The 26,076-nt window shown below is 46.7% G+C and carries 18 protein-coding genes; 12 read left to right on the forward strand and 6 right to left on the reverse strand.

All coding sequences use genetic code 11. The features are described 5' to 3' along the window. Positions 1 to 186: 186 nt before the first annotated feature. From GV64_RS18895 to GV64_RS18910, 3 genes are all read right to left on the reverse strand, one after another. The gene (locus GV64_RS18895) at positions 187 to 1,650 is read right to left on the reverse strand and encodes a sigma-54 dependent transcriptional regulator (protein ID WP_020581346.1); all 1,464 of its coding nucleotides are present in this window, start codon (positions 1,648 to 1,650) and stop codon (positions 187 to 189) included. A gap of 815 nt (positions 1,651 to 2,465) precedes the next feature. Beyond that, the gene (gene hrpA, locus GV64_RS18905; RefSeq protein WP_020581349.1) at positions 2,466 to 6,362 is read right to left on the reverse strand and encodes an ATP-dependent RNA helicase HrpA; all 3,897 of its coding nucleotides are present in this window, start codon (positions 6,360 to 6,362) and stop codon (positions 2,466 to 2,468) included. Between the two features lie 82 nt (positions 6,363 to 6,444). Continuing rightward, positions 6,445 to 8,127: an AMP-binding protein gene (locus GV64_RS18910; protein WP_026258079.1), complete on the reverse strand. Its 1,683-nt coding sequence runs from the start codon at positions 8,125 to 8,127 to the stop codon at positions 6,445 to 6,447. A gap of 334 nt (positions 8,128 to 8,461) precedes the next feature. Here GV64_RS18910 and GV64_RS18915 point away from each other — a divergent pair, with 334 nt between their 5' ends. The 5 genes from GV64_RS18915 (at position 8,462) to GV64_RS18935 (ending at position 12,870) form a co-directional block, all read left to right on the forward strand. Then, on the forward strand, positions 8,462 to 9,400 hold the full coding sequence (locus GV64_RS18915; RefSeq protein ID WP_020581351.1) for an alpha/beta hydrolase: 939 nt from the start codon (positions 8,462 to 8,464) through the stop codon (positions 9,398 to 9,400). Between the two features lie 299 nt (positions 9,401 to 9,699). Continuing rightward, positions 9,700 to 10,329, forward strand: coding sequence for an outer membrane beta-barrel protein (locus GV64_RS18920; protein WP_020581352.1), 630 nt, complete (start codon positions 9,700 to 9,702; stop codon positions 10,327 to 10,329). Between the two features lie 91 nt (positions 10,330 to 10,420). Continuing rightward, the gene (locus GV64_RS18925) at positions 10,421 to 10,798 is read left to right on the forward strand and encodes a hypothetical protein (RefSeq protein ID WP_020581353.1); all 378 of its coding nucleotides are present in this window, start codon (positions 10,421 to 10,423) and stop codon (positions 10,796 to 10,798) included. A 15-nt stretch (positions 10,799 to 10,813) separates the two neighbouring features. Next, a complete protein-coding gene (locus GV64_RS18930; RefSeq protein WP_020581354.1) occupies positions 10,814 to 11,491 on the forward strand; it encodes a response regulator in 678 nt (225 codons plus the stop codon). Further along, the gene (locus GV64_RS18935; RefSeq protein ID WP_020581355.1) at positions 11,482 to 12,870 is read left to right on the forward strand and encodes an ATP-binding protein; all 1,389 of its coding nucleotides are present in this window, start codon (positions 11,482 to 11,484) and stop codon (positions 12,868 to 12,870) included. Before GV64_RS18930 ends, GV64_RS18935 begins: the two co-directional genes overlap by 10 nt. A gap of 8 nt (positions 12,871 to 12,878) precedes the next feature. Here the strand turns inward: GV64_RS18935 and GV64_RS18940 are convergent, their stop codons facing one another. After that, entirely contained in the window at positions 12,879 to 13,418 is a 540-nt protein-coding gene (locus tag GV64_RS18940) for a DUF924 family protein (RefSeq protein ID WP_020581356.1), read from the reverse strand. A 170-nt stretch (positions 13,419 to 13,588) separates the two neighbouring features. Between GV64_RS18940 and GV64_RS18945 the strand changes: the two genes are divergently transcribed. The 3 genes from GV64_RS18945 (at position 13,589) to GV64_RS18955 (ending at position 17,425) form a co-directional block, all read left to right on the forward strand. Then, positions 13,589 to 15,430: a hypothetical protein gene (locus GV64_RS18945; protein ID WP_020581357.1), complete on the forward strand. Its 1,842-nt coding sequence runs from the start codon at positions 13,589 to 13,591 to the stop codon at positions 15,428 to 15,430. Between the two features lie 70 nt (positions 15,431 to 15,500). Further along, a complete protein-coding gene (locus tag GV64_RS18950; RefSeq protein WP_020581358.1) occupies positions 15,501 to 16,133 on the forward strand; it encodes a MaoC family dehydratase in 633 nt (210 codons plus the stop codon). Positions 16,134 to 16,246: 113 nt separating this feature from the next. After that, a complete protein-coding gene (locus GV64_RS18955; RefSeq protein ID WP_020581359.1) occupies positions 16,247 to 17,425 on the forward strand; it encodes a pyridoxal-phosphate-dependent aminotransferase family protein in 1,179 nt (392 codons plus the stop codon). Between the two features lie 58 nt (positions 17,426 to 17,483). Here the strand turns inward: GV64_RS18955 and GV64_RS18960 are convergent, their stop codons facing one another. Next, positions 17,484 to 19,190 carry a class I adenylate-forming enzyme family protein gene (locus GV64_RS18960; RefSeq protein ID WP_020581360.1) on the reverse strand — a complete coding sequence of 569 codons (1,707 nt, stop codon included), beginning with the start codon at positions 19,188 to 19,190 and terminating at the stop codon, positions 17,484 to 17,486. A 409-nt stretch (positions 19,191 to 19,599) separates the two neighbouring features. On the opposite strand from GV64_RS18960, the gene GV64_RS18965 reads away from it, so the two are divergent. From GV64_RS18965 to GV64_RS18975, 3 genes are all read left to right on the forward strand, one after another. Continuing rightward, complete coding sequence (locus tag GV64_RS18965) at positions 19,600 to 21,192, forward strand: hypothetical protein (protein WP_020581361.1); 1,593 nt, start codon at positions 19,600 to 19,602, stop codon at positions 21,190 to 21,192. A 6-nt stretch (positions 21,193 to 21,198) separates the two neighbouring features. Beyond that, on the forward strand, positions 21,199 to 21,762 hold the full coding sequence (locus GV64_RS23990; protein WP_020581362.1) for a TetR/AcrR family transcriptional regulator: 564 nt from the start codon (positions 21,199 to 21,201) through the stop codon (positions 21,760 to 21,762). A 209-nt stretch (positions 21,763 to 21,971) separates the two neighbouring features. Beyond that, positions 21,972 to 23,477, forward strand: a complete 1,506-nt coding sequence (locus tag GV64_RS18975; protein WP_020581363.1) for a CoA-acylating methylmalonate-semialdehyde dehydrogenase — start codon at positions 21,972 to 21,974, stop codon at positions 23,475 to 23,477. 47 nt (positions 23,478 to 23,524) lie between these two features. Here the strand turns inward: GV64_RS18975 and GV64_RS18980 are convergent, their stop codons facing one another. Continuing rightward, positions 23,525 to 24,610, reverse strand: a complete 1,086-nt coding sequence (locus tag GV64_RS18980; protein WP_081622048.1) for an alpha/beta hydrolase — start codon at positions 24,608 to 24,610, stop codon at positions 23,525 to 23,527. A 205-nt stretch (positions 24,611 to 24,815) separates the two neighbouring features. Between GV64_RS18980 and GV64_RS18985 the strand changes: the two genes are divergently transcribed. Next, on the forward strand, positions 24,816 to 25,991 hold the full coding sequence (locus GV64_RS18985; protein ID WP_020581365.1) for a hypothetical protein: 1,176 nt from the start codon (positions 24,816 to 24,818) through the stop codon (positions 25,989 to 25,991). The last annotated feature ends 85 nt before the right edge of the window (positions 25,992 to 26,076 follow it).

Raw genomic sequence — 26,076 nt, forward strand, 5'->3', positions numbered from 1 at the left:
CCATCCCGTAAATTTTATTTCGAAAAAATCATGAGATCTTTAACCTGAAATATAAAAAATAAAAACCAGAGAATAAACAGCAAGCCCTAAATAATCCGGAAATTTTAAAATAAATCCGAACCCGAAATTTTACACAAAAAAAAGCTGCAAGTAATTGCAGCTTTTTTAGGTTCGCAGAGCTTTATATCAAGTTTTTATGGTCTCTTCATATCGTTGAAGCCCATATTTGCGCATTTTCTCAACCAATGTTGTTCTTCGAATTTGCAGTTTATCAGCAGCCCTGGCAACCACACTATTGCAGTCACTCAGCGCCTGCTGGATTAAGCTTTTCTCGAGGCGAGTAAGATACTCTTTAAGATTCAGCCCTCCCACAGGTAAAACAGCAAGATCCTCTGACGTTGCATTTCCCGCTGGCTGAATACTGTCCGGGAATAAATCAGCAACACCATCATCCTCCTGACTGATCAAATCCAAATGACAGAAGCTATCCGGTAAATCCTGAACCCCAATAACACCATAGGGATACATGATGGCTAAGCGTTCAAGTAAATTAGCCATTTCCCTCACATTCCCGGGCCAGTCATGCCGACAGAGTGATAAAATTGCCGCAGAGCTGAGCCGAATTGAGCCCCGCCCCTGTTTCTCCATATTGTGAGTCAACTCATTAATCATGAGTGGAATATCTTCAGGGCGCTCTTTAAGAGAAGGCATCTCAATGGGGAATACATTCAATCGATAATAAAGATCTTCCCTGAAGCTTCCCTCTGCAATCATACCCTCAAGATTCTTATGGGTTGCGGCAATAATTCTGACATCCACTTCAACCTGCTCTGTCCCACCGACCCGCTCAAATGTTCTTTCTTGAAGAACCCGGAGCAGCTTCACTTGCATATGTAAAGGCATATCGCCTATTTCATCAAGAAACAGGGTACCTCCCTGGGCAAGCTCAAACCGTCCTTTCCGACTCGTCACCGCCCCCGTAAATGCGCCCTTTTCATGACCAAATAATTCACTTTCCAGTAAATCAGTCGGGATAGCGCCACAGTTAACAGGTACAAAAGGAGCACTTCTACGATAAGAATGTTCATGGAGGTTGCGAGCAACCACTTCTTTACCCGTACCGGACTCACCAGTGATCAAAACATTGACGTCCCGATCGGCAACCTGAGCCATCGCTGCCCGAACTTTTCGAATTCGTTCACTCTTGCCAACCAATCCACGGAACAGCTGCACTTGCTGGTTATAGCCAGTCTGATGAGCCTGACGCCACTGCTCGCGATAGACCTGGCCATAATGAAGGCTCGATAGAAGTTGGGGCTTACTGCATGGCCAGTCCACTCGGGCAATAATCTGCCTTGCAAGTGCAATGGGCAAATTGCTTGGCAATGCTTCCGAAATTCGGACTACCGGCACACCGCCGCACCAGCTCTGGACTCTGGAAAGCATTCCCTGAAGGGAACTTTCTGCCTGGAGAAAATCACCAAGGAATAAGGCACTGAAGGTTTCGGGAGGAAAAGCACTGACGGCGTCTTCCCAGTAGACTGCTCCTATAGCTACTGTTTGATACCCCATAAACTGCAAAATAGTGCTGAAGTCATGACGACGCTGCTCTGCGTCTTCAATGATGAGTACTTGCTCAGCTGTTTCCATAAGACGACGATCCCTGTCATCCGATTAATAAATACAGCAAAGATACAAATATTCGAAATTAAACTACCTCTTATTATTTCAGTAAAGAACCAAAAAGTGGGTTCGTCAAATTTTTGTTTGTTTTTTATTTCGAAAAAACATAAAAGAAAAATATTTAGCATATAAAGATGCAGAAGGCTCCGATTAAATCTCAGGGTCTGAAGACCAGGATATCAATCAGAACAGGCTCTGGATTCTCCCCCCCCCTTATCATCAGCGTTAGCCACACCTTCAATATCCACATGATTCACCAGCTGACCTGCCACATCATTCAGGCTGCTACGAATATTAGCCCTCTGGAAGTAATTAACACCTGTTTTCTGTATAACTGGAAGCTTCTACACCTTTACCATTAATACCTTTTAATACTGCACTCTGTGTATCAACAGTCGTCGCAGTATAACGGACAAAGGCCTACCACTTAACACCCTTTGGCTTGCCGAAGTTTCCTTTCTTGTAAGATCGCTTACCAACATCGAGCATTTAGGAAATCCCCCATAATAACCATTCAGGTTCATACTCAATTACTTCCACTTGATGTTTATTTTGCCCTGAAATGCCAACACGATTAGGATAAGCTCAATCCTATTCAGAAGAACTGACATCCTTCCTATTTCCCCGGGCATTTTTAATTACCGAGGGAGGTATTCTGGAGGCAGCTCAGCTCAGCTCAGCTCAGCTCAGCTCAGATTCATTAATGTTCGACAAAGCTTTTATGTCAATAAAAATTGATATTCCCTCCATGACGTCTGATTCATAGAGGGAATATCATTTACTTAAATATCTTCAACCTCTTCCCATAATTTGCGAAGACGTTTGTCCGATACAGGGAAACGCGTCCCTAATTGTTGAGCGAAAAGAGAAACCCGATACTCTTCGATCATCCAGTAAAACTGCTGAAGATTTGGATCCACAATCTTGTGCTGAGTATGAGCTTCCTGTCGCTTCTCATATTTCTGCTGGAGCACTGTCAGCTCTTCTGTCCAGGCCCGGTCCCGATTAACCTGCGCAGGTAGTTTCTCAAGCCTGACCTCGATTGCTTTGAAATAACGGGGATAGTGGCTCAGCCACTCCATTCCAGCATCCATCATGAACCCAGGGCGTAAAAGTCTTTGCAAATGCTGCTTGATATCTGCCAGCGCCAGTGCTCTATCGAAGGTAATCTTACCTTTGAGCTGACGACTCACGCCCTGGGCGATACGAAAAACCTCATTAATGATGGGGTCGAGCTTTTCAGCACAAGGCACTATGTGGCCTTTATGGCTTTCAAGCAACGCCATAAATGACTCTCGATTTCTTGGCACATCCTGACTTTCAGTCAAATAGACACCACTAATGATCAGATTTTGCAGATCATCCTCCAGCTGATTCTGGTTAATCAGGTTAGTCGCCAGCAATTTGCTCTCTTTTAGCTTCACCATTTTACTTAAGGCAAACTTCAGCTGAGTTGAAAGCCTGATTCTCAAAAGTCGAGTGAGCCCTCGCCGATTTTCAAAGTCGGCCATCGCCCGGCTTTCAAACAGCTGAACGGCCACAGAGTCTCGCTGATCAACCAGCGCCGGATAAGACTTGAGCAGCAGACCACCAGCCTTGCGAGTGATTTCGTATGGGAGCTCGTCACAAGACCAATCCAAAAGGCCTTCCTGCTCAAGGTGGCTTTTTGCCAGCTTACGAATCGTATCCTGCACATGATCTGAAAACTGCTGTCTCAGCTGATTTAAATCACGCCCCTCTCCAATGACGCCCCCCTCTTCATTAATCACCCGAATATTCATCAATAAATGAGCATCCAGACTGTCAGAACTCCAGTGTTCTTCGAGAATACGCACTCCAGACATTCGGGTTAACTGTCGCCCGAGCATTTCAGTAAGCGGCTCATCACAGGCTGCAAGTGACTCCAGGGCACCTGTTACATAATCTGGAACAGGAACGAAATTCTTGCGTACAGGCTTGGGCATAGACCGGACCAGCGCTACACATTTATCAAACAACATGCCCGGAACCAGCCACTCCAAACGATTTTTTGGTAACAGCCTCAACGCCTCTACCGGCACGGTCAGCGTTACACCGTCATCAAGTTCACCCGGTGCAAAATGATAGCTGAGAGGAAGCTCAAGCCCTTCCCAACGAAGTCGATCGGGATACCGGTTAGCCGTCACCTGTTCGGCATCATGCTTCATCAGATAATCTTTGGTAAGGTGGAGCAAATCAGGCCGCTGTCGCTCGGCGCCCTTGCGCCACTTCTCAAAGCCCGCACCATTACAGATCTCTGCAGGAATCAGCTCATCGTAGAAATAATAGAGAGTGTCGCTATCCACCAGAATATCCCGGCGACGGGATTTTGCTTCCAGTTCATCCACTTCATCAATCAACGCCAGATTATGCTTCTGGAATTCACCCTTGGACTCAAAGTGCCCCTCTACCAGCGCTTCACGGATAAAGATCTCTCTGGCAACCACCGGGTCAATCGCTCCATAGTTAATCCGGCGACGACCAACAACAATCAGCCCATATAAGGTCACCTGCTCAAATGCCACAACCTGCGCCCGTTTTTTCTCCCAATGCGGCTCAAAATAATTCCGCTTCACCAGATGTGAGGCTAGAGGCTCGATCCATTGAGGCTCAAGTTTTGCGCTCGTTCGGGCAAAAAGCCTGGATGTTTCCACCAGTTCAGCGGCCATAACCCACTTTGGTTTGCGCTTGTAGAGCGTTGACCCGGGAAAGAGATAGAAGCGTCGATTTCTGGCTCCCATGTAATCCGCTTCATCGTCTTTACTGCCTAACTGCGATAAAAGGCCAGACAAAAGTGCTTTATGGACATCACCATAACTGGCTGGGCTATCGTTGAGTCGGAACTCTAAATCTTTACAGGCCAACGTCAGCTGTCGATGAAGATCCCGCCACTCTCTCATCCGCATAAAAGACAGGAACTGTGTATTACAATATTTACGCAACTGATTCTGTGACAGAGCCTGGCGCTGCTCCTCGTATGCTTCCCAGAGATTCACATAGGTCAGAAAGTCCGAGTCATCATGATAAAACTCACGATGCCGTTGATCCGCAGCCTGCTTCTTGTCCTGTGGACGCTCCCTTGGATCCTGAACAGCCAGAGCACTCACAATGATCAGTACTTCATGCAACGCATTATTCTTATGTGCTTCTATCAGCATGCGACCCAGACGAGGGTCGACCGGCAACTGCCCAAGTTGTCGGCCAACTGGTGTAATACGACGATCCTGACCCACAGCCACCAGCTCCTGAAGAAGCTTGAAACCATCATTAATTGCTTTACTATCCGGCGGATCCACAAATGGGAACGCAGCTATATCCCCCAATCCCATACGAAGCATCTGCAAAATAACCGCGGCAAGATTGGTTCTGAGAATTTCAGGATCCGTAAACTCAGGGCGGGAAAGGAAATCCTCCTCTGAATAAAGGCGGATACAGATACCTTCAGCAACACGACCACAACGACCTTGACGCTGATTAGCCGATGCTTGGGATACAGCCTCTACCGGCAATCGCTGAACTTTGGAACGGACACTGTATCGACTGATGCGAGCCGTACCCGGGTCAATAACATAGCGTATACCCGGAACCGTCAGGGACGTCTCTGCAACATTGGTCGACAGTATTACACGACGGCCTGAGTGCTCCTTAAAGATTCGATTTTGCTCAGCCGCGGAAAGTCGGGCATAAAGGGGTAAGATCTCGGTGTGAGGCAGCTTTGCATCCCGAAGGAACTGGTGAGTTTCCCGGATATCCCGCTCACCACTGAGAAAGACCAGCACGTCACCCAGCCGCTTGCCCTTTCCTGAACGTTCAATGCCATCAATTTCTTCCAGTGCAGCCAGAATACCCTGTTGCAGCCGCTGGTCTGCATCCCGGCCTTCAAGCTCAAGATCTTCAAGGGGTCGATATAACGTCTCAACCGGATAGGTTCTACCGGATACTTCAATCACTGGCGCATTCTCGAAGTGTTTCGAGAAGCGTTCAACATCAATAGTGGCAGAAGTAATAATAACTTTCAGATCAGGGCGCTTAGGCAGAATCAGCTTGATGTACCCCAGAAGAAAATCAATATTCAGACTGCGCTCATGGGCTTCATCAATGATCAGGGTGTCATAACGATTAAGAAAGCGATCATTCTGGATCTCTGCCAACAAAATACCGTCAGTCATCAGCTTTATCAGCGTCGTTTCACAGGAATGATCCGTAAAACGCACCTGATAACCAACCTGCTCTCCCAGCGTTCCCCTTAACTCTTCAGCAATTCGATTAGCGACAGAACGAGCTGCCAGACGGCGTGGTTGAGTATGTGCGATAGTTCCAAAGATACCTCGCCCGGCCTCAAGGCAGATCTTGGGCAACTGGGTCGTCTTACCCGAGCCCGTCTCTCCGGCAATGACAACCACCTGGTTCTCCCGGATAGCCCTGGCAATATCAGTTTTCCGATCAGTAACCGGGAGATCAAGGTCATAGCGAACCTCTGGCAGAGCAGCCTGCCTTTGCTCTACCAAAGACTGGGATGACTCGATTCTCTTCCGGATCCGGTCCAGGCCAGCAGCATCATCCTGCTTAAGCCGACGCAATTGACCGCGTAAGCGATAGCGGTCACGAATCATGCACTTATTGATGGACTGACGCAGTTGCTTGTCGGAAAAACCGGACACCCAGATACTCCCGTTTTGATGGAATCAGTGGTTGATTATACAAGTTTGGAAAAGCGGCCAGAATGGCCGCCTGGCAGGAATTCTACCCGTTGTGCCGAGCAGCAAGTTCTTCATCACGCAAATGTCGACGAAGGATCTTACCCACATTGGTCATGGGCAGTTCATCTCTGAACTCAACCAATTTTGGTACTTTATAGCCAGTCAGGTTCTGCCGGAAAAAGTGAATGACTTCTTCTTTGGTCAACCCAGGGTTATTAGAAACCACAAACACCTTGATTGCCTCACCGGAACGCTTATCTGGCACACCAATGACTGCACACTGGGCAACATCCGGATGAGCAGAGAGAACATCTTCAAGCTCATTAGGATACACATTAAAACCGGAAATGCAGATCATATCTTTTTTACGATCCACAATAGTGACATAGCCTTCTTCATCGATACGGGCAATATCACCGGTTCTCAGCCAGCCATCCAGCATAGCCTCTTCAGTGGCCTGCTCACTCTGCCAGTACCCCTTCATCACTTGAGGGCCTTTTATACAGAGCTCACCAGCCTCCCCAATCGGCAGATCCTTATCGTCACTGTCGACGACTTTCAACTCACAGGAAGGCACCGGCAAACCAATGGTTCCCAGCTTGATTTTACCCAATGGGTTGATGGTTACCACCGGTGAGGTTTCCGTCATACCATACCCTTCACAGATACGACTGCCTGTCAGGTTTTCCCAGCGCTCTGCTGTATCCAGTTGCAACGCCATACCACCAGAAATGGTGTTTTTCAGATAGGAAAAATCAAGACGACGGAAGGCTTCCTGATTCATCAGACCAACAAACAGGGTATTCAGGCCAATAAACATGCTGAAGGGCTTACCAGTCAGATCCTTAATAAACGATTTCATATCCCGTGGGTTGGTAATGAGCATATTGTGCTCACCCAGCAAGATGGCGACCATGCAATGCACGGTAAAGGCAAAAATATGATAAAGCGGCAGAGGTGCAATAATCAGCTCCTCACCTTCCCGAAGATTACCTCCAACAAGCGCCTTTACCTGGAACATATTGCTGAGAATATTACGGTGAGTCAGCATAGCACCTTTCGCGACACCGGTTGTTCCACCAGTGTATTGAAGGATGGCAACATCGTCATTCTCCCTGCGGACATCCGCGCAATGGTGCAGGGCTCCTCGACTGAGAACGGTAGTAAACGACACGGCTGATGGCAGCGAATAGTCAGGCACCATCTTCTTGACGTGTTTAACGACAAGATTTACCAGTGTGCGTTTGAATGTCGGCAGCATATCACCAACCTGAGTCACCACAACATGCTTGATCGCTGTTTTGGGGATGACCTTCTCAGCCATATTAGCCATGTTGGCCAGCACAACGAGTGCCTTGGCGCCGGAATCACGAAACTGATGCTCCATCTCACGCTCGGTATAGAGCGGATTGGTGTTCACAACAATCAACCCAGCACGCAATGCACCAAAAACCGCCACAGGAAACTGCATGACGTTGGGCAACATAATCGCTATGCGATCGCCAGGACGTAAATCGGTGTGATTCTGCAGATAGCTGCAGAAATGGCCGCTGAGCTCATAAAGACGAGAATAACTCAGCTCATGCCCCATGTTGCTGAATGCTGGCTTACTGGCAAACTTGCGGGTACTGTATTCCAGTACATCAATAATCGAGCGATACTGCCCAACATCAATCGTTGCAGGAATGCCTTCCGGGTACTTGTCTTTCCAGAAACCGGTGGTCATGGGGTAAGCCTCCCGCATCCATGATGAAGCTGTATAGAATAAAAACTGGCTCGCAAACTGTTCAACCTGTCTTGCAAACTAAGGATCTTGCCGAACGTCGCAGCAGATAGTCTTGAACGGCATAACACCGCAGTGGTGTTGCCGCACTGGTCTGAACCAATAACGTTGGGCCTTATAGCCTCAGATAGCATCATGGTTAACAGAAGACAGAATGCTGCTTTTTATCGCATTGAAAAATTTTTTGAGATTATCAGTTTTCCTCTGTTCCTGATAGACGACTTACGGAAAATACCTTCATAACAAAATACATCAGGGTGACTTTAAGGACAGCCATATGCCGTACCCAAAACCTACATTTTTTCTGGAAAACCACATAGATAAGCACAGCATACCCATATACCACTGGGAGCCAGTAGAAGCAGCAAAAGCCATCATACACATCAGTCATGGTATGGCAGAACACGGAGCTCGCTATCACGAACTGGCTGAACAGCTGACAGCACAGGGTTATATTGTCTATTCCCATGACCACCGTGGACACGGGGCAACAATAAAAGATTCAGAAAACCATTCGATTCAAGGACACTTTGCGGATCAGGGTGGATGGAACAGTGTTGTTCAGGATCTGAAAATGGTTGCTAACCATATCCATGCCCAACACGCTTCACTGCCCTGCTTTCTCCTGGGCCATAGCATGGGGAGCTATATACTCCAAAGCTATCTGAGCAGATATAACCCAACGATATCTGGCGCCATTCTTTCAGGATCAAACTATGTTGCAAAGCCATTGCTGATACTGGGAAGGCTAGTGGCCAAAATTGAAACCCTGCGTCAGGGACGCATAGGATACAGCCCAGTCATCCACCAGCTGACGTTTGCTGGTTACAACAATAATTTTAAGCCCAATACGACCGAGTTTGACTGGCTAAGCCGCAACCCTGAATCAGTGAATCGTTACGTAACAGACCCACTTTGTGGTTTTCGCTGCAGCAACCAGCTCTGGTATGACCTTTTTTGTGGTCTGCAGGAAATATGTTCTGAAAACAGGTTAGAGAAGATTAGTGGCCAGCTGCCAGTATTGATTTTGGGGGGAGACCAAGATCCTGTCAGTGCACCAAATGGTTTAGAGAGACTGCATAAGGCATTTATCCGTTCTGGCCATAGCAACACAACATTAATGCTATACCCAGATGCAAGGCACGAATTATTTCATGAAACAAACAGTTCGGAAGTTATTAATCAACTTTGCACCTGGCTTAAGAAACACAGTTAAAGCAATATAAAACTGCACATTCACCAAAAATATAATTGGTCATTGTGCATTTCCCCTATACCAGCAGTTAACTCTACCACTGTTTTCAAAAAGCGCTCAACGGTTAAGAATTCATTAAGGTTCACTGTGCATAATGGCATCACCAATAGGGACAGAGTGAATTGAAAACAATTGAGCAATCGATGTTTATTAAACATCACTGTTTTTACTTCCACTCTGAACAACCCGAATAATCAATTAACTTTCTGTTCGCTAACAGTATTCGAATCAGCACAGACTTATCTTCAAGGTAGTAAAGAATGTTAAAGCATATCGCATCTGCAGCCATCGCCGCTTCTGTATTAATGAGTTCTTCAGCCGTTATGGCTAATGACTGGTTTGTGGGTGCAACCGTCGGTAGCGCCAATCATGGGTTCAAAGCAGATGAAGATGGCGATAAGCCAGCATTCAAAGATACTTACACTGGCCTGAGAGCAGGGACCTTTATTAATGATAATATCCGTGTGTATGCAAACTTGGGACAGGTGAAAGGAACTGATAAAGAAAGCATCGGTCCGGTTAGTCTGACTGGTAAGATCAAAAATCAGGAATTGAGCGTCTCTGCAGATTATGTAGACAACCTTCTGCAACTTGAAAACACCAAATACTTTGTTGGTGGTACGCTTGGCTACAACCGTATGAAGCTGGATCTTGATATCGAAGAAGGAAACAACAAGCTGAGTGCATCAGGTAAAGACAATGCGGCATTATATGGCGTGCAATTTGGTCTAATTCAGGAATTTACACCAAGTATTTCTGCAGAGTTGGGCTACCGCTATTCACGCATGAACAACAAGGTCAATCTGAACAATCCTGATTTTGATGAGCCAGTTGAATTCAAACAGAAAGATCAGAAACTGGCATATATTAACGTCTCTTACCGCTTCTAAATTTTTAAACAGGCATAAGTACTATAATCAGCAACATGTCAGATTTATCCGGCATGTTGCTTTTTTATTAACTCACCCACAGGCAGCATCAATGAAAAAAGTCACCTGTTTTCTTCTATTCTTCGCATTTCTGTCCGGCTGTTCTCAAATGACCACCACCACCCGCCAAACGGAGAGTGGGAAAGAGATAGCCATCGGTCAGTTCGCCCCAAAAGCAGAATCAGGGTGTACAATGGTTCATAATGAAGAACTGACCCAAAGCCTGCTTCAACGTTACACCGATGAAGGTGCACTGCTGGGCTTTTATGCTGATTCAGAAAAAACACTTTCAATCGCTGAAGCCAAATCAGCCAACTATGTCCATATTTACCTCCCCCCAAAAAAGATGCTGTTTGGTATTGTCGATCTGAATTACAACGACAAACCAAGAGCCACTTATTACCAATGCAAGCACATTCCTTTCCAGTAAGGGAGAAAAAAGTCAATGAACGTTCTTCTGGTAGAAGACGAAGCGCTTTTACTCCACCACCTGAGTTACCAGCTTGAGGAGGCAGGACATAAAACCCTGGAAGCCTCTGACGGAAAAAAAGGATGGGCATTCTTTCAAAACTATACACCTGATATTGCTATCATTGATCTTGGACTACCTGACTTTGATGGGCTTGAGTTAATCAGAAAGGCTCGACATGAAGGCATTGCCACCCCCATCCTGGTTTTAACCGCCAGAGACAACTGGCGCGATAAGGTAAACAGCTTGAACGCAGGTGCGGATGACTACCTTGTCAAACCCTTCGAGCTTGAAGAACTCAAGGCCCGCCTGAATGCACTCCTGCGCCGCAGCGTTGGATATGCACAGCCAGCCATGAGTTGCGGTCCCTTTACCCTGGATAGCATCACAGGGAAATTTACCATTAACGATGAGCCGGTTGTTCTTACCAGTTATGAAAGCACCGTAATGGAATCATTTCTGAGAAACTACAGTAAGGTTCTTTCCCGCTCACTGCTTGAAGATCAATTATACGGCAGCAATCATAGTCCAGACAGCAATGTGCTTGAGGTATTGATCAACCGTCTGCGGAAAAAACTGAAAAAACACAGTGGGCTTAACCCTATTGCTACTGTACGTGGTCGTGGCTATCGGTTTGAGTTGCCGTGCAGCTGATACGCTCTCTTAAAGGCAGGGTAACGACGGCAGTTGCTATTGTCCTCACCCTGACGTTCAGTCTGGTGCTTATCTCTGTCCTGAGTTCATTCAATGATACCGTCGAGCAGGCAGCCCGTGAGCAGATGGCATCCAATGCCAACACCATGCTTGCTGCTGCTGCCAAAGAGGAAAATGGGGCACTTGTTATGCCTGATACTCTGGCGGACCGACGCTTTAATACGCCAGGGGAAAGTACGCTTCGCGGTTATATATTTGATGCCACTGGAAAACTGATCTGGCAATCCATTTCGACAGATAATAAACCCATCGCTTATACACCCAATTTTGATCTCGAGCAGCGGGTCACGTTGAGTATTCTTGAGCTGGAAGGAAAGTCTTTTCTGGCGTACGAGGTGGACGCATTATTAAACAGACACTCCCCCGGTTACAGTTTTGTCACCATTGTGCCCGCAAAACGCTATCTGGATATTATCAATGTCTTTATCAATAACCTGTACATATCCATCAGTCTTATCTCCATCCTGATATTGGGATTTTTCTGGCTGGCTCTCTGGTGGACCCTAAAACCTTTCAGGCAGGTATCCAGACAACTGAATGAAATTGAGTCAGGTCAGCGGAGCTATCTTGAAGGTTCCTTTCCCAGTGAAGTACAGCGATTAACCGACAGCATCAATACTCTATTGCATTCCGAGCAGAAACAGCGGGAAAAATACCGCACCACCATGGATGACCTGACTCACAGTCTGAAAACGCCCCTCGTGGTACTGCAAAGCTTCAGCAACACACTCAAGATTCAAAGTGAAACACCAGATAAAGGCGTAATTCTTGACTTGTGCAGTAACCTGAATACCCAGATAAACAAGATGAATCAAATCATTGGTTATCATTTGCACAAATCAATTACTGGTCAGCACGGCCTGACCCGCCAGATCATTTCTGTTCAACCAATCATTGAAGACCTTCGAGATACACTGAATAAAGTGTATCTCGAAAAGCAGGTCTCCATGAGGATTGAGCTTGACCCCTCCTGCCTTTTTCACGGTGATGAAGGGGACTTTCTGGAGATGATGGGCAACTTACTGGAAAATGCATTCAAGTTCTGCGAGCGAGAAGTTTTACTGACAGGGTTTATCCAGGCAGAAAACCGAAAGCAGGCCAGCGAACTTATTCTTATCATCGAAGATGATGGTCCAGGCATAGCTGCAGATGAACGGGACCTGGTTTTCCAAAGAGGTGCAAGGGCTGACTGCCAGAAGCCCGGGCAGGGCATTGGACTGGCTATTGTCCGGGATCTGGTAGAAGGCTATCAGGGCAGCATCACAATTGAAACATCCGACCTTGGCGGGGCCAGAATTGTCATTAGCCTGCCCTGTTAACCCAAAGTTCAAAACGATGAACCAGGCTGTTTCAAAAACTCGAGTTCTTCTGCCGTGGAAGTCCGGCCAAGAATGTCATTTCGATGAGGGTAGCGACCAAACCGATCGATAATCTCTTTATGCTTTTGTTCCCAATGCAGGTCTAAACCATATTGCTTACGCAACCTGACAGCCTCTCCATGCACAATCCTGGACTCACTGTGCATATAAGGCATTAAGATCAGGTTTTGCTGAAACTCTCCTAGATGATCCAGTGATCCAGCCCTGACAGCTTCCTGGGCCAGCACCAGAGCAATACCATCATAAGCAAAAGACTCAGGCGAATCACGAAACATGTTCCTACTGAACTGGTCAAGAATGATCAATTCAGCCACACGACCCTCCGGAGTCGCACGCCAGTGAAACAGCTCACCAGCAACAGCCATTGCGTGTAGATCACCAAAACGTTCAACAATCTGCTGATCCAACGCAGGGCTTTTTTCATACCACTGAGCAGGCTTCAACTCTTTAAACCAGAAGTCCAGAACAGCCTGAGGTTCTTTCATCATTCGCTCACCCCCCTTTAAATACACACTTAGCGTTAACGCAATTGATAGTAAAATCAAGCGGTAACAAACAGTCATATAGGCTCTCCCAATAATGTAATGAAGTTCGCAGGCAACATAACCTCTCAGTGTCTGGCTGTTAACTATGCTGGAAAGCCGCCGATTTCTGCAATATGGATGGATCTTCAGGAGTTGGCGGCCCTGGGCAGAGTCACTATATTTCCACTCTCGGCTCCTCTAGTGCCTCAAACAGCAAACAAACCACAGCACAAACTCGGGGTTTGAGAGCTACCCCTGAGAAAGCGCCTCCCCAAAAAGGACTTCATGAGCGCTCAATAGTACCAAAAGAGCCAACCTCCTATCTTGGCTGGCTAACCACCCCAGCCAAAGAGGTTGCCCGAGCTGCAGCTTTATTTTCTTACGACCTTGCCAACACCACCTACCAAACCCTCACCGAGGGCTGGTCATCCATTGGCCAGGGGGTATCCGAAGTTTCAAAATTTGGTCTTGGAACACTTGGTCTGGCCGCCTCTTTGGCCCAGGCAGGACTTGCCGCTGCTGGAGAACTGGCAGATACAAAGGGTATGGCTATAGACGACAGCAGAGTTGATATGGTTGGCTGGGCTCTTGCCAAAGCTGGAATTAAAACGGTTGGAGTACCAAAGTCAGAATTGCGCCAGCTCGGCATGTCACTGGCCAGGCTCCATGTTGGCCTACAACAGGATATTCATATTACGCAGGGAAAGCTCGAGTTAACCTCCAGCGGTGATAGCTCAGGAGGACTGAAATGGGCCAGAAGCTATACTTCAAATGACCATACCCATCGCCCCCTTCATACTCAACCCATTGAAACGTCAACGCAAAAGAAACCAGATGGTGATAACCCTGTCGTCAGGATCAGCAATATTCATCTCGAAGGGATACAGCCTGCTACAGTAAACACGCAGGGCGTTGATGCCAGTAGGAACCCCATGGAAAGACTGACAATCAGGGCCGATAAGCTGGCTTTTGAAGTTGAGTATTCATCACCTGACACCATGAGAGAAAACCAACCCTCCCCCGTTACGCTTTCTATTGAGATTAACCAACCGGAACTCGTTGGAGAAAGTAACTTACTGTCTCTGGTTGCGATGTCCATCAATCGCTATTGCTCAGAACTCAGGCATCACCTTCCAAGTGCCATTATCCAGAAAAGTGATGATACGCTACCAAAGCCTTCTCTCTGGGGTCAGGAAGAAACTGGCGCTCAACTCACGTCGCAGACTGCACATATTAAGGTTAGAAATATTAAAAACCTAGCTCCCGACTACTCAGATTACATTCCTGAAGTAACAAACCTTTCACTAATTGATTTAAGAGCGGGGTTACATCAAGGTCTAATAGGTGGACAAACATCTAAGCCTCATATCTTTTTCGAAAACCTTGGGTTCAGTGGCAACAATGCAGGCCCATTCCATATACGAACAGGCCAAATGAAACTGGATGAAGACATGAGTGGCTCGCTTGATATTATGATTCAAACTCCTTTTTCCAAACTCGAGGAGTTTATGCAACATCTTCCCGATACAGTCAGAGCTCTGGCAAAGAAAAAAATCACTGGGAATGAAGCAGGTAATAACCAGCTGGGCATTATGATTCATCTGGACATTATTCATGGTGATATTGACTTAAACACTCTTACTGCACTGGGAGTGAGTGAAAAGAAATTACCTATGCTGCAGAAACAAATTGAGAAAGCCGCACTTCGAACATTAAGATCTGAACACACAAGGTTCCGAGACTTACCGTCGGGCAACAAAGAATTCAAACTCGATTCCCTTGCCATTTCGGGCAAAGCTCCTGAGTTTTTCAAAAAGAAACTCCATGGTGCAGCGACAAAGAAAACATCAAGCTATTTCGATGTTGGTGACAAATCCTATATTAAAACAGGCAAAAAAAGCAGAGGAATGATTTCTCTGCCCGAACTATTACAACTGGAGATAAGTTCAGATTTCAAGCCTACGAAACCATCCTGAACAATCGCCCTGCCAACTTCTGATTCAGTAACTTCAGCCAAAGTGTTAACCTTCCATCAAGCAACAAAGAGTGGTCGATAAAAACCATTACGGCAGACCCTGGTACCCCACAATAGGTACGATAATTATTCCCGATGAAAATATACTGCCACTAACCGTAAACCAGACCACTCTGAAAAACGGTTACTCATACCCTAACAACGCAATAGAGCCATACCTTATGCGCAAGCTGGAAAACATCCCATTCGAAGAGTTAACCATTGGCACCAAGGCCAGTCTGACACGCACATTGACAGAAGAAGACCTTCTGCTATTTGCCAAAGTATCCGGCGATACCAACCCCGTTCATCTGGATGAGGAGTTTGCCGCAACCACACAGTTTGAAGGCCGCATTGCCCACGGCATGTGGACGGCTTCAATTATCTCATGTGCCCTGGCAACAAAACTGCCAGGACCCGGTGGTATCTACCTGGGCCAGGAGCTAAAATTCATGCGTCCTGTCAAAGTCGGTGATACGGTAACCGTTGAGCTGGAGATTCTGGAAATCAACGAACAGCGAAAACGTGCGACAGTCTCAACGAATGTTGTAAACCAGCACGGTAAAGCCGTAGTGAAAGGCAAGGCAGAAATCATGCCTTCTTCTGGTAAAGTCGTTGTTGATGAATACCCTCTGCCTGAGGTGGTATTAAAGCCAGCCGACTGAAAGACAGTTCTTGCCTGACTGCGCTTCTGCTGTCAGGCTTCACTACAATAATAGACCGGCATTCGCTCTACCCGTAAGTAGCCGTGCCCATAAGTGGAGAAGAACAGGCAGTTATGACAATCACCTCTTTTCACCCCCCACAACGCACTCTGATGGGACCCGGCCCTTCTGATGTTCACCCAAGAATCACCGAAGCCCTGGCCCGACCGACCATTGGGCACCTTGATCCTGAGTTCATCCGAATGATGGACGAACTGAAATCACTGATCCAATACGCTTTCAAGACCAGCAACCGGCTGACGCTGCCCATTTCTGCGCCCGGGTCAGCAGGAATGGAAGCCTGTTTTGCCAACCTGGTGGAAGAAGGCGACAAGGTCATCGTTTGCATAAACGGTGTCTTTGGCGGTCGGATGAAAGAAAATGTCATACGCATGGGTGGCACCGCCATTACCGTTGAATCAGACTGGGGACGTGCAGTAGACCCAAAAGCTGTTGAAGAAACACTGAACACTCACCCGGATGCAAAAATTCTGGCCTTTGTTCATGCAGAGACTTCAACCGGTGCACGCTCCGATGCAAAAACACTGTGTGAGTTGGCAAGAAAACATAACTGCCTGACGATTGTCGACACCGTAACCTCTCTGGCTGGCTCTGAGCTAGAAGTTGATGAGTGGGGAATCGATGCCATTTATTCAGGCTCACAGAAATGCCTGTCCTGTGTGCCAGGCCTTTCGCCTGTTAGCTTTAGTGAAGCTGCCATTGAGAAAATTCAGGCCAGAAAAACGCCGGTACGGAGCTGGTTTCTCGATATGAACCTGATCATGGGCTACTGGGGAGGCGATGGAAAAAGAGCCTACCATCATACAGCACCGGTCAATCAGCTTTATGCTTTACATGAGTCTCTTTGCCTCTTGCAGGAAGAGGGCCTGGAAAATAGCTGGGAACGACACAAGTTACACCATCAGGCCTTGGTTGCAGGACTTGCGGCCATGGGACTGGAAATGCTGGTACCTGAAGAAGAGCGACTTGCTCAATTGAATGCAGTGGTAATACCAGAAGGGGTTAATGATGGGGCAGTAAGGCAACAATTACTGGCTGAATACAACCTGGAGATTGGTGCTGGTCTTGGCGCGTTTGCTGGAAAAGTCTGGCGGATTGGCTTGATGGGCTATGCCGCTAATCAAACCAATGTGTTGAACTGTCTCTCCGCACTTGAGTCTGCACTGCTGAGACAAGGCCATACGTTCACACCCGGCGAGGCGGTAAAAGCAGCCATTTCAATTTATCAATAGTAATAAAGGCTCAAAGGGTAAACCCTTTGAGCCTTTCGTAAGCGACGATGACTATCAACTACGAAGCCAGCTCATCAATGTACTGGTCACGAACCTCCTGCTTAACTACCTTCTGCATGGCATTTCTTGGCAGCGGCTGTTCCGCAAAAACAACATGTGTCGGTACTTTGAATTTAGCCAGTGATGCCGCCACGTAATCCTGCAGTTCGGCATCAGACAATTCTTCTCCTGGCTGAAGATGAATCGCAACCGCCAGCTCTTCACCCCATCTATTGTGAGGAACACCGAAAGCAGCGCTCTCCACAACAGCCGGATGCTCATTGATGAGTGCTTCTACCTCGGCACAATAAATATTTTCGCCCCCACGGATCACCATATCTTTCTTTCGATCGCAGACGAAGAGCAAGCCCTTCTCGTCCAAATACCCCACATCACCAGAACGATACCAGCCTTCCTTCAATACCTTGGCGGTCTCTTCCTCTTTGCCCCAGTAGCCTTCCACCATGGCTGGACTTTTAATACAGATTTCACCCACCTCTCCAACAGACAGCTCGTCACCACCTTCATCGATCACTTTAATTTCTGACACAGGGAAAGGAAGGCCAACACTGTCTTTGTTTTCCAGATACATAGGCCCCATATTAATGGAGGCATACATGTTACATTCCGTCATTCCATAACCAGTGCCCAGAAAGTTTAGAGGGAATTCATCAAGAATGTCTTTCAACAATGCTTCAGGCTGGGCAGCGCCAACACCGGTCAGGTTCAGAATACTCTCAGTGTCATACTGATCAAACTCAGGGTGCTCAAGGAAATCCCAGATCATTTTTGCGGCACCGGAGAAGGTAGCAACTTTTTCACGCTCTACCAATTCTAATGCTTTTTTAGCATCCCACTTTGACTGAATAACCACTTTCGTACCCTGTCGCAGAGCGGAAAGCACTACAGTATGCAGGCCGCTACCATGAAATAGTGGTAATGCCAGTAACACCGCAGGGGCATGCCCTCGTTTCATCGCTGCCTGAACAGATTCAGGGTGCTGGGTAGCCATGGTCATGCCCGCAACAGAACCACTGGTAAGGGCCTGCCCAATGGACCAATGCGAAGAAAGCGCCCCCTTTGGTCTGCCTGTTGTGCCTGAAGTATAGAGAATGAAAGCGGGATCTTTGCCATCAATACCCACATCTGGCATTTCAATTGCTGGACCACTTACCAGTGTCTGCCATGTGGTTACACGGTCATTCTGTGAAGCCGCTTCATCATCAACCACAATGGCCCGAACATCCATCTCGGCCAGGTCAGCAACAATATGATTCAATCTACGAGCATCGGTGAAAACTAACTTTGCTCCAGAATCCTCAATGCCATATTCCAACTCATCCCGCCCCCCCCAGCTATTAAGCGGAACAGCAATCGCGCCAGCAGAAGTAATCCCCATAAAAGCAAGGATCCACTCAGGCAGATTACGCATGGCAATAGCAACACGGTCACCCTTTTTAATGTCAAACTGATCAATCAGCTGTGATGCCACCTTACTGGCTAGAGAGTAAGCTTCCTTAAAGGTATAGCGCTTGTCCTCATAAACAAGAAATGGCTGCTCGCCAAAAGCCAGGCTTTCCCGATAGATCTGTGGCAGCGTGGCTGGTGCATTTTTATAGGAACGGTAGGTGATGCCCTGGATGGTCGTCTCTTCAAGTTCAAACTGCGCGCCGGGACGAGTTAAACCTGCAAATACGGTCTTTACCGCATCAATAGCATTGGACATATTTTTTTATCCTTATTGTTATTAAGAGCATGGTGAAAGCTGACTCAATTTCACACATCCTCTGGCCCCTACAAACCAGCTACACAGTTACCGGCCAAAATGGCTGTATTCTGCGAACTCACAAAAGAGGCATAAACCAGTGCAAGAAATAACTTTTTGTATCATCGCCAAACTGACAGCGGGAACAATGACAAAAACAGGCCAATCTGCAATGGCAATTTTTTAAATCTCAATCATTCTGACCAGAGGCTTAAAAAACCAATGTCGTTTATTGTAGTAAAACGGCCACAAGCACATCAATAGAAATCACAAAAACACAACAAACAACAAACAACAAAAACACTTGATCTCCCAATCATTTTATTTATAGTGACGCTATAAAAACAAAATAAAACAGGGAATCTATTCCATGAAACATCACTTTTTTGCTCTGCTATCAGCCGTACTACTGGCAGGCTGCAGCCCTTCTAAAGAGCCTGAACCTCTGAAAAGCTCAGCATTAACTGCTCCCGAATTTATTGGCCAGTCAGCAACCGCCAAGCCCTTTCAGGGGAGCAATATTACCCACCCTTTTATGGCTAAAGCGGGTAAAAGTACTATTCATGGCGATGGTTTTAATTCCGATGTCCATCTGATATCAGGCCCCCTGGGCATTAACCCGCAGATACAAACCCGTGATGGGTCCAATATGCCTGGAGGCATGTGCGCAACGGTCACCATCACAACTAAAGACCAGCTTATTGCACTGTGTGCATCTATTGCCGGGTTTGAAATCCACATGCTGAAGCCCAGATCACTTGAACTGTTGGCGCGCTTCAAATTACCAAACCGTCCAAGCTCGTTTCAGGCTCTGGTGAAACGTGACCCAACCATTGTTATGACGGATACTTCTGGCGGTGCCTACTACTACCTTGATGATCAAGATCGAGTTGTGCTGGCTGACAGCACACAGCGAATTATCAGGCTTGCCAATCGCCAGACTGAAACCGGTGAATGGGAGTTCTATTTGGATGGCAGCTGGGATCTCAGCCATGAAGTACCTAACGACTGTATGAATTGGAACAACTGGTTCCCTGATGGGGAATGCGACCCAATCACTGCCGTATTACCTGATCACAAAGGCTTGATATGGTGGGTTACCCGTTATGGCCGGGTCGGCACCCTTAACCCTGAAACCGGCAGAGTAAAAAGCACACAATTTAAGGGAGAAGAGATCCAGAACAGCTTCGCAATGGATGAAAATGCGGCCTACGTTGTCACAGATCATGCAACCTATGCCATGAATACCGATGCCAGGGGAAAGCCCACTGTTCTCTGGCAGGAAGCATACGACCGTGGATCTGCACGTAAAGTGGGTTCTATCAATCAGGGATCTGGCACTACCCCGACGCTGCTGGGTGATCGGTATATCACGGTTACTGACAATGCAGACGAAAGGATCAACCTTCTGGTATACCGCCGTCAGCCAGACTTTAACGGCCAGCGGTTAATTTGTACGGTTCCCCTGTTTGAAAACCAGCAGTCGGCTACAGAAAACTCAATGGTAGGCTGGGGACGCACAATCATTATCGAAAATAATTTTGGCTACAGCAGTGCCGTCCAACAGAAAGAGTGGGATGTTATTCCCGGCGGTATCACCCGGATTGATATCCGTAAAGATGAATCCGGTTGTGATGTTGTCTGGAATTCTCCTGAAAAAGCACCTTCCGTTGTACCAAAACTATCAGCCGATAATGGTCTTGTGTATTTCTACACCTTTGAACAACAGAAAAATGCAGAGGATGTCGCATGGTACCTGATGGCTCTGGATGCAAACAGTGGTAAAACAGCCTTTAAAATTCGCACTGGTGCAGGCATGGCGTTTGACAATAACTGGGCTCCCATTACCATCGGCACTGATGGCACGGCTTATGTAGGCACCATCAAGGGCATCATTGCTATCTGGGATGAGCCGCAACCAGCCTTGAGCCAATCAACAGAGCATGGGGCAAACCAGGGATAATAAATTATGGGTAGACCCCGCGTGCGTAACCGTATTCTGGAAGCCGCCAGGAACCTTCTGGAAACGGAGGGCCTCACAGGGCTCACAACCAAAGCTGTTGCAATGCATGCCGGGGTTACCGAAGCCAGCCTTTTCAATAACTTTGGTGATAAAACAGGGCTACTGCAGGCTTTGATTAATGAAGCCCTGCCTGAACAAGCAGCGCTTATGACACATATTACCGAAGACATTGAGCCAATAGACTTGTGGCTTCATAACGTGTTTGAAGCTGCTATAGCCTACTTTGAACGCGTTCTTCCAATCGCAGCGTCCTCTCTAACAATGGGTCAGGCTTCTATTCCTAAAGGTCGGGTAAAAGGATTCTATACTCCCCGTCAAATGCTTTCTGACAGACTGAAAGAGTTGAAAGAAAACAACCGGATTAAAAGAGAGATTACACCAGAACTCACTGCCGTCATGTTGATGGGAACTGCCATGCATACCGCAATGACCCGGCTGTCATTAGGTGACAGTGAGTTCTCACACCATTTCACCGCTCAACAGCTTGCTGAATCTCTCGGTATCGCATAGTCCATAACAACCATGAGCATCATAAGGGCTGAGATACAATGGACACTTGCCATCACAACCTGTTCACAATTCACTACTATTCTGTTAAATATTATGAACAGGTTATCCTTGATAATTAATGAGCTTAGTTATCGTAACCAATATTGCCGTGCTAGCATGAAGGCCGCATAGAACAGCACGCTTAATAATAAAATAAGACAGGTAGTCCCATGCCCAATAGAATTCCTCTGTTTATCGATGGCGAGTTCACTGCCAGTGAAAGCTCGCAGTATATCCCTGTCACAAATCCTGCGACTCAGGAGCTGCTGGCGGAACTGCCTTTTGCGACTGAAGCCGAAATGGAAAAAGCCATTGAAAGCGCTAAGTCGGCCTTTAAAAAGTGGAGAGATGTCCCTGTTTCTGACCGTGCCCGCTTGATGATGCGTTATGTTGCCCTGCTAAAAGAAAATCATGATGCACTGGGCGAACTGGTTTCTAAGGATACCGGTAAAACTTTTGCTGACGCCAAGGGGGATGTATGGCGTGGTATTGAAGTGGTAGAACAGGCAGCTAACATCCCATCTTCCATGATGGGTGAAACGGTTGAAAATGTTGCCAATAACATCGACACCTACAGTTACACGCAACCACTTGGGGTTTGTGTTGGCATCACCCCTTTCAATTTCCCGGCCATGATTCCATTGTGGATGTACCCCCTGGCCATTGCCGCTGGTAACACATTTATTCTCAAGCCCTCTGAGCAAGTTCCCCTGACGGTCATGCGCCTGATTGAGTTGTTTGTGGAAGCCGGTGCTCCTAAAGGTGTATTACAAGCTGTTCACGGTGGAAAAGAGCAGGTTGACTACCTGTTGAACCACCCTGATACCAAGGCTGTGTCGTTTGTAGGATCCGTACCTGTTGGTAAATACATCTACAAAACGGCCACTGAAAACATGAAACGGGCACAGTGCATGGCTGGTGCAAAAAACCACATGGTCATCATGCCTGATGCGGACAAAGACCGCGTATTGAATGGCCTTGTTGGCGCATCCGTTGGTGCTGCAGGCCAGCGCTGCATGGCCATCAGTGTCGCGGTCTTTGTCGGCGATAGCAAGAACTGGATTAATGAGCTGAAAGAGCAACTTTCAGTCGTTAAGCCTGGCGCGTGGGACGATCCCAAAGCCGGTTATGGCCCGATTATTTCCAAGGCGGCTACAGAGCGTGTACTGGGATTAATTGCCAAAGGTAAGGAAGAAGGGGCTACCTGTCTTCTGGATGGCAGTGATTGCACCGTTGAAGGGCTACCGGATGGTAACTGGGTTGGACCAACCCTGTTTACCGATGTAACCACTGATATGGCCATCTATCAGGAAGAGATCTTCGGCCCGGTTCTCTGCTGCATCACCGTCGACACTCTGGCTGAAGCGATCGAACTGATCAATGCCAGCCCATACGGCAATGGCACATCAATTTTCACCGGCTCTGGTGCCGCTGCCCGTAAATACCAGCGTGAAATTGAAGTTGGTCAGGTAGGTATTAATATTCCTATTCCTGTACCGCTCCCCTTCTTCTCCTTTACCGGCTGGAAAGGCTCGTTTATGGGTGATCTTCATGCCTATGGGAAGCAGGCAGTGCGTTTCTATACAGAAACCAAAACCGTCACTTCCCGCTGGAACTATGATGAAGAAGCCTTCAAACAGAGTGATCAGCCAAACCTGACGATCAACCTGAAGTAAACTTCCAAAGGCTGGCTTTTGCCAGCCTTGCCTCACCTCCTCCGACCTCAATGCATATGCCTTAACAAAAAGTCATTCAACTCGGCATACACCTGTCTGGACTCAGGAGTATCCGCTGCATACAGGTAATCAGCATGTGACATGCCCTCATAAACATTCAACTCTGCAACGACAGAAGCCTGTCGTAGTTTTCGATGAACCCTGACCGTATCACTTAACAACAAATCCCGAGTACCAGTAACAAGATACGTTGGTGGAAAACTCCCGTATTGTCCATACACCGGGGAGATTAAAGGCATTAGCAGATCATGATTACCGGCATAAAGCGCTGCAGATTGAGACAATAATCCCTCATTCCCCACCAGTAACCGGTCAAGTCCTTCATTGGTATATTGTGTATCCCCTGTTTTCGTCAGATCAGACCATGGCGTTCCCAGGTAGAGCGCTCCGGGAAAAGCAATCCCAAGCTCTCTGAATTTCAATAACGATGCCAGCGCCAGGTTCCCCCCAGCCGACGTCCCCCCCAGAATCATTGATTTTGCATGTCTCTCCCTCAGCAGTCCCTGGTACACGATGACAACATCATCCAGAGGAGCCGGAAACGGATGCTCTGGCAATGTACGATAGTCAATGGACACAACCGGGATCTTTAGACGAGTAGCAATATACATTGACTCTTGAATGGAGCCATCTCCCTCGTTAAGTAAAAATGCACCACCATGGATATCCACAAAAAGGTGATCTTTATGCCTTTCATCCACGTCATGGGGGGTTACATAGCGGACTGTTACGCCATTAATTTTTGAAAGGGTGATATTTACAGGAAGCTGTTTCATTAACTCTTGAGTCTTAACGATACGCTTACTGTTCACGCTGTTCTTTTTCTCTTTCCACTCGGCCCCGCTCTCAGGCTTGAACTGGCTGGCTGCTTTTACATCGGGCTGCAGGTTGCTCGTAATATAGTCGCGTAGACCAATGCTGATATCTTCAGGTACCGGAACAGTGCGTTCAGCAATCATCCAGCTTACTTTACCGTCCTTCGGGATTATCTCTTTCTGCCAGACACAACCGGAAACCAATAATAAGCATAGGATTAGTTTCCCGAGTAGCAGTTTTTTATTCAGAATAATCATTAAAAATAAAACCTAATATTTTTAAAGTTTGAGCATAGAACCAGGTTGAAAAATCATGAAATCAACATCTTAAATACTTATATATCAACAAGATATAAGATCGAATCCATTTGACATCCAAACATTTAAATCCTATTAAAACAACAAGCCACTCTATTTTTATTGAGCGTTAGTTTCAAATTAAATTCAAGTAAAGAGATCTGTCATGGTTAGAAAAATCTATCTATACCTGCTTATCCATTCCATTTTTAGCCTTTGCACCCTTCCATCAGCAGTATCAGCAAAGGAGTTTAATTGTATTCAGTTTTTAAATCAGCCAGTAGAACAGCAACGCGAAAAATTTACGGCCGCAAGAGATCAACTTATTGAGCACTTCAGTAAAAGTGATAGTTATGGATTTTCTACCTCAGACTTAGCCAGCCTGCTTCGTAAAAAAAAATTCGATCCAGACATTGGCAATGGAGTATACTTGGTTCACCTTCCTAATTTTATTTTCGAAACTAATCAGCACATTAATGCTGATTTTGTCAAAGATTTATATTTCAAAATCAATAATCTTGAAACGATTGGAAAATGCTTCCATTATCAGGCTCAGGAAACTTCACCGCAGCCTCTTATGGCATTAAAGCTATACACCCCGGAAGACAGCAACCCCTTTGATGCAAGCAATCAAGTCTTTATGGGCTACACAACAGTATCTACATTGAATGGAAAGCCAGCGAAGCAGGCAAGAGTTACATCCCCCCAAGAGTGTGCAACACACCAGTGCATATTTACAAATACACCTTTAGAACAAGCCAGAGAGTTATTAAAAACAAACACCGTAATTAGACTAATTCATAATCCAAAAGAGCTGGCAAAAGTTGTTTATGTGGCTCCAGATCAGCCTGATGAAAACCATCTTCCTTTACAAACCTGGCTAACTGAAGTAACCCTTTTTAAAACAGGAGAGATCTTCACTCGTCCCGAAATTTATATGACCATTGCCTATTACTCAGAAGAGCAATTAATCAGTAAAGTCGCTCGCCCTCTTCCGTGGGTGAACAAAAAAGGAATTAACACAGGATCTTCATTGTTGCTGGAATGGCCAACAGGAAGTGACAGAGCAAAACTGACCGTAATGGAGAGTGATATGGATATTCCTTACCGTTCAATAGCCAATATTATTCTTGGCATTTTCCAACATTTCATCAGTGATTCATACGCATCCCCGGCCATAACCTCAATTGCTGAGCACATGCAGGACCAGCCTAAGTCTGCAACAAGCTGGGGTGACGATGACTATATTGGCAAAGTCACTGTACACAGAAGAGGCGCCCTCACTGATATTATGACCGATGAAGGAACTGCAACATTAAAGCTTCAACACAAATATAAATAATGCTCCAGGAGCCTGTCGGACTTAGCGTAGCGAGAAAAAGTCCTAATGCAGTCAGTGGTAAGTCAAGCAGGCTCCTGGCGTCCTA

This window comes from Endozoicomonas elysicola, from assembly GCF_000710775.1.
GTDB lineage: Bacteria > Pseudomonadota > Gammaproteobacteria > Pseudomonadales > Endozoicomonadaceae > Endozoicomonas > Endozoicomonas elysicola.

Coding starts and splice junctions, on each gene's coding strand:
- GV64_RS18895 (WP_020581346.1), bottom strand. CDS start 1,650: ATGGAAACAGCTGAGCAAGTACTCATCATTGAAGACGCAGAGCAGCGT.
- GV64_RS18910 (WP_026258079.1), bottom strand. CDS start 8,127: ATGACCACCGGTTTCTGGAAAGACAAGTACCCGGAAGGCATTCCTGCA.
- GV64_RS18915 (WP_020581351.1), top strand. CDS start 8,462: ATGCCGTACCCAAAACCTACATTTTTTCTGGAAAACCACATAGATAAG.
- GV64_RS18920 (WP_020581352.1), top strand. CDS start 9,700: ATGTTAAAGCATATCGCATCTGCAGCCATCGCCGCTTCTGTATTAATG.
- GV64_RS18925 (WP_020581353.1), top strand. CDS start 10,421: ATGAAAAAAGTCACCTGTTTTCTTCTATTCTTCGCATTTCTGTCCGGC.
- GV64_RS18930 (WP_020581354.1), top strand. CDS start 10,814: ATGAACGTTCTTCTGGTAGAAGACGAAGCGCTTTTACTCCACCACCTG.
- GV64_RS18940 (WP_020581356.1), bottom strand. CDS start 13,418: ATGATGAAAGAACCTCAGGCTGTTCTGGACTTCTGGTTTAAAGAGTTG.
- GV64_RS18945 (WP_020581357.1), top strand. CDS start 13,589: ATGGATGGATCTTCAGGAGTTGGCGGCCCTGGGCAGAGTCACTATATT.
- GV64_RS18955 (WP_020581359.1), top strand. CDS start 16,247: ATGACAATCACCTCTTTTCACCCCCCACAACGCACTCTGATGGGACCC.
- GV64_RS18960 (WP_020581360.1), bottom strand. CDS start 19,190: ATGTCCAATGCTATTGATGCGGTAAAGACCGTATTTGCAGGTTTAACT.
- GV64_RS18965 (WP_020581361.1), top strand. CDS start 19,600: ATGAAACATCACTTTTTTGCTCTGCTATCAGCCGTACTACTGGCAGGC.
- GV64_RS23990 (WP_020581362.1), top strand. CDS start 21,199: ATGGGTAGACCCCGCGTGCGTAACCGTATTCTGGAAGCCGCCAGGAAC.
- GV64_RS18975 (WP_020581363.1), top strand. CDS start 21,972: ATGCCCAATAGAATTCCTCTGTTTATCGATGGCGAGTTCACTGCCAGT.
- GV64_RS18980 (WP_081622048.1), bottom strand. CDS start 24,610: ATGATTATTCTGAATAAAAAACTGCTACTCGGGAAACTAATCCTATGC.
- GV64_RS18985 (WP_020581365.1), top strand. CDS start 24,816: ATGGTTAGAAAAATCTATCTATACCTGCTTATCCATTCCATTTTTAGC.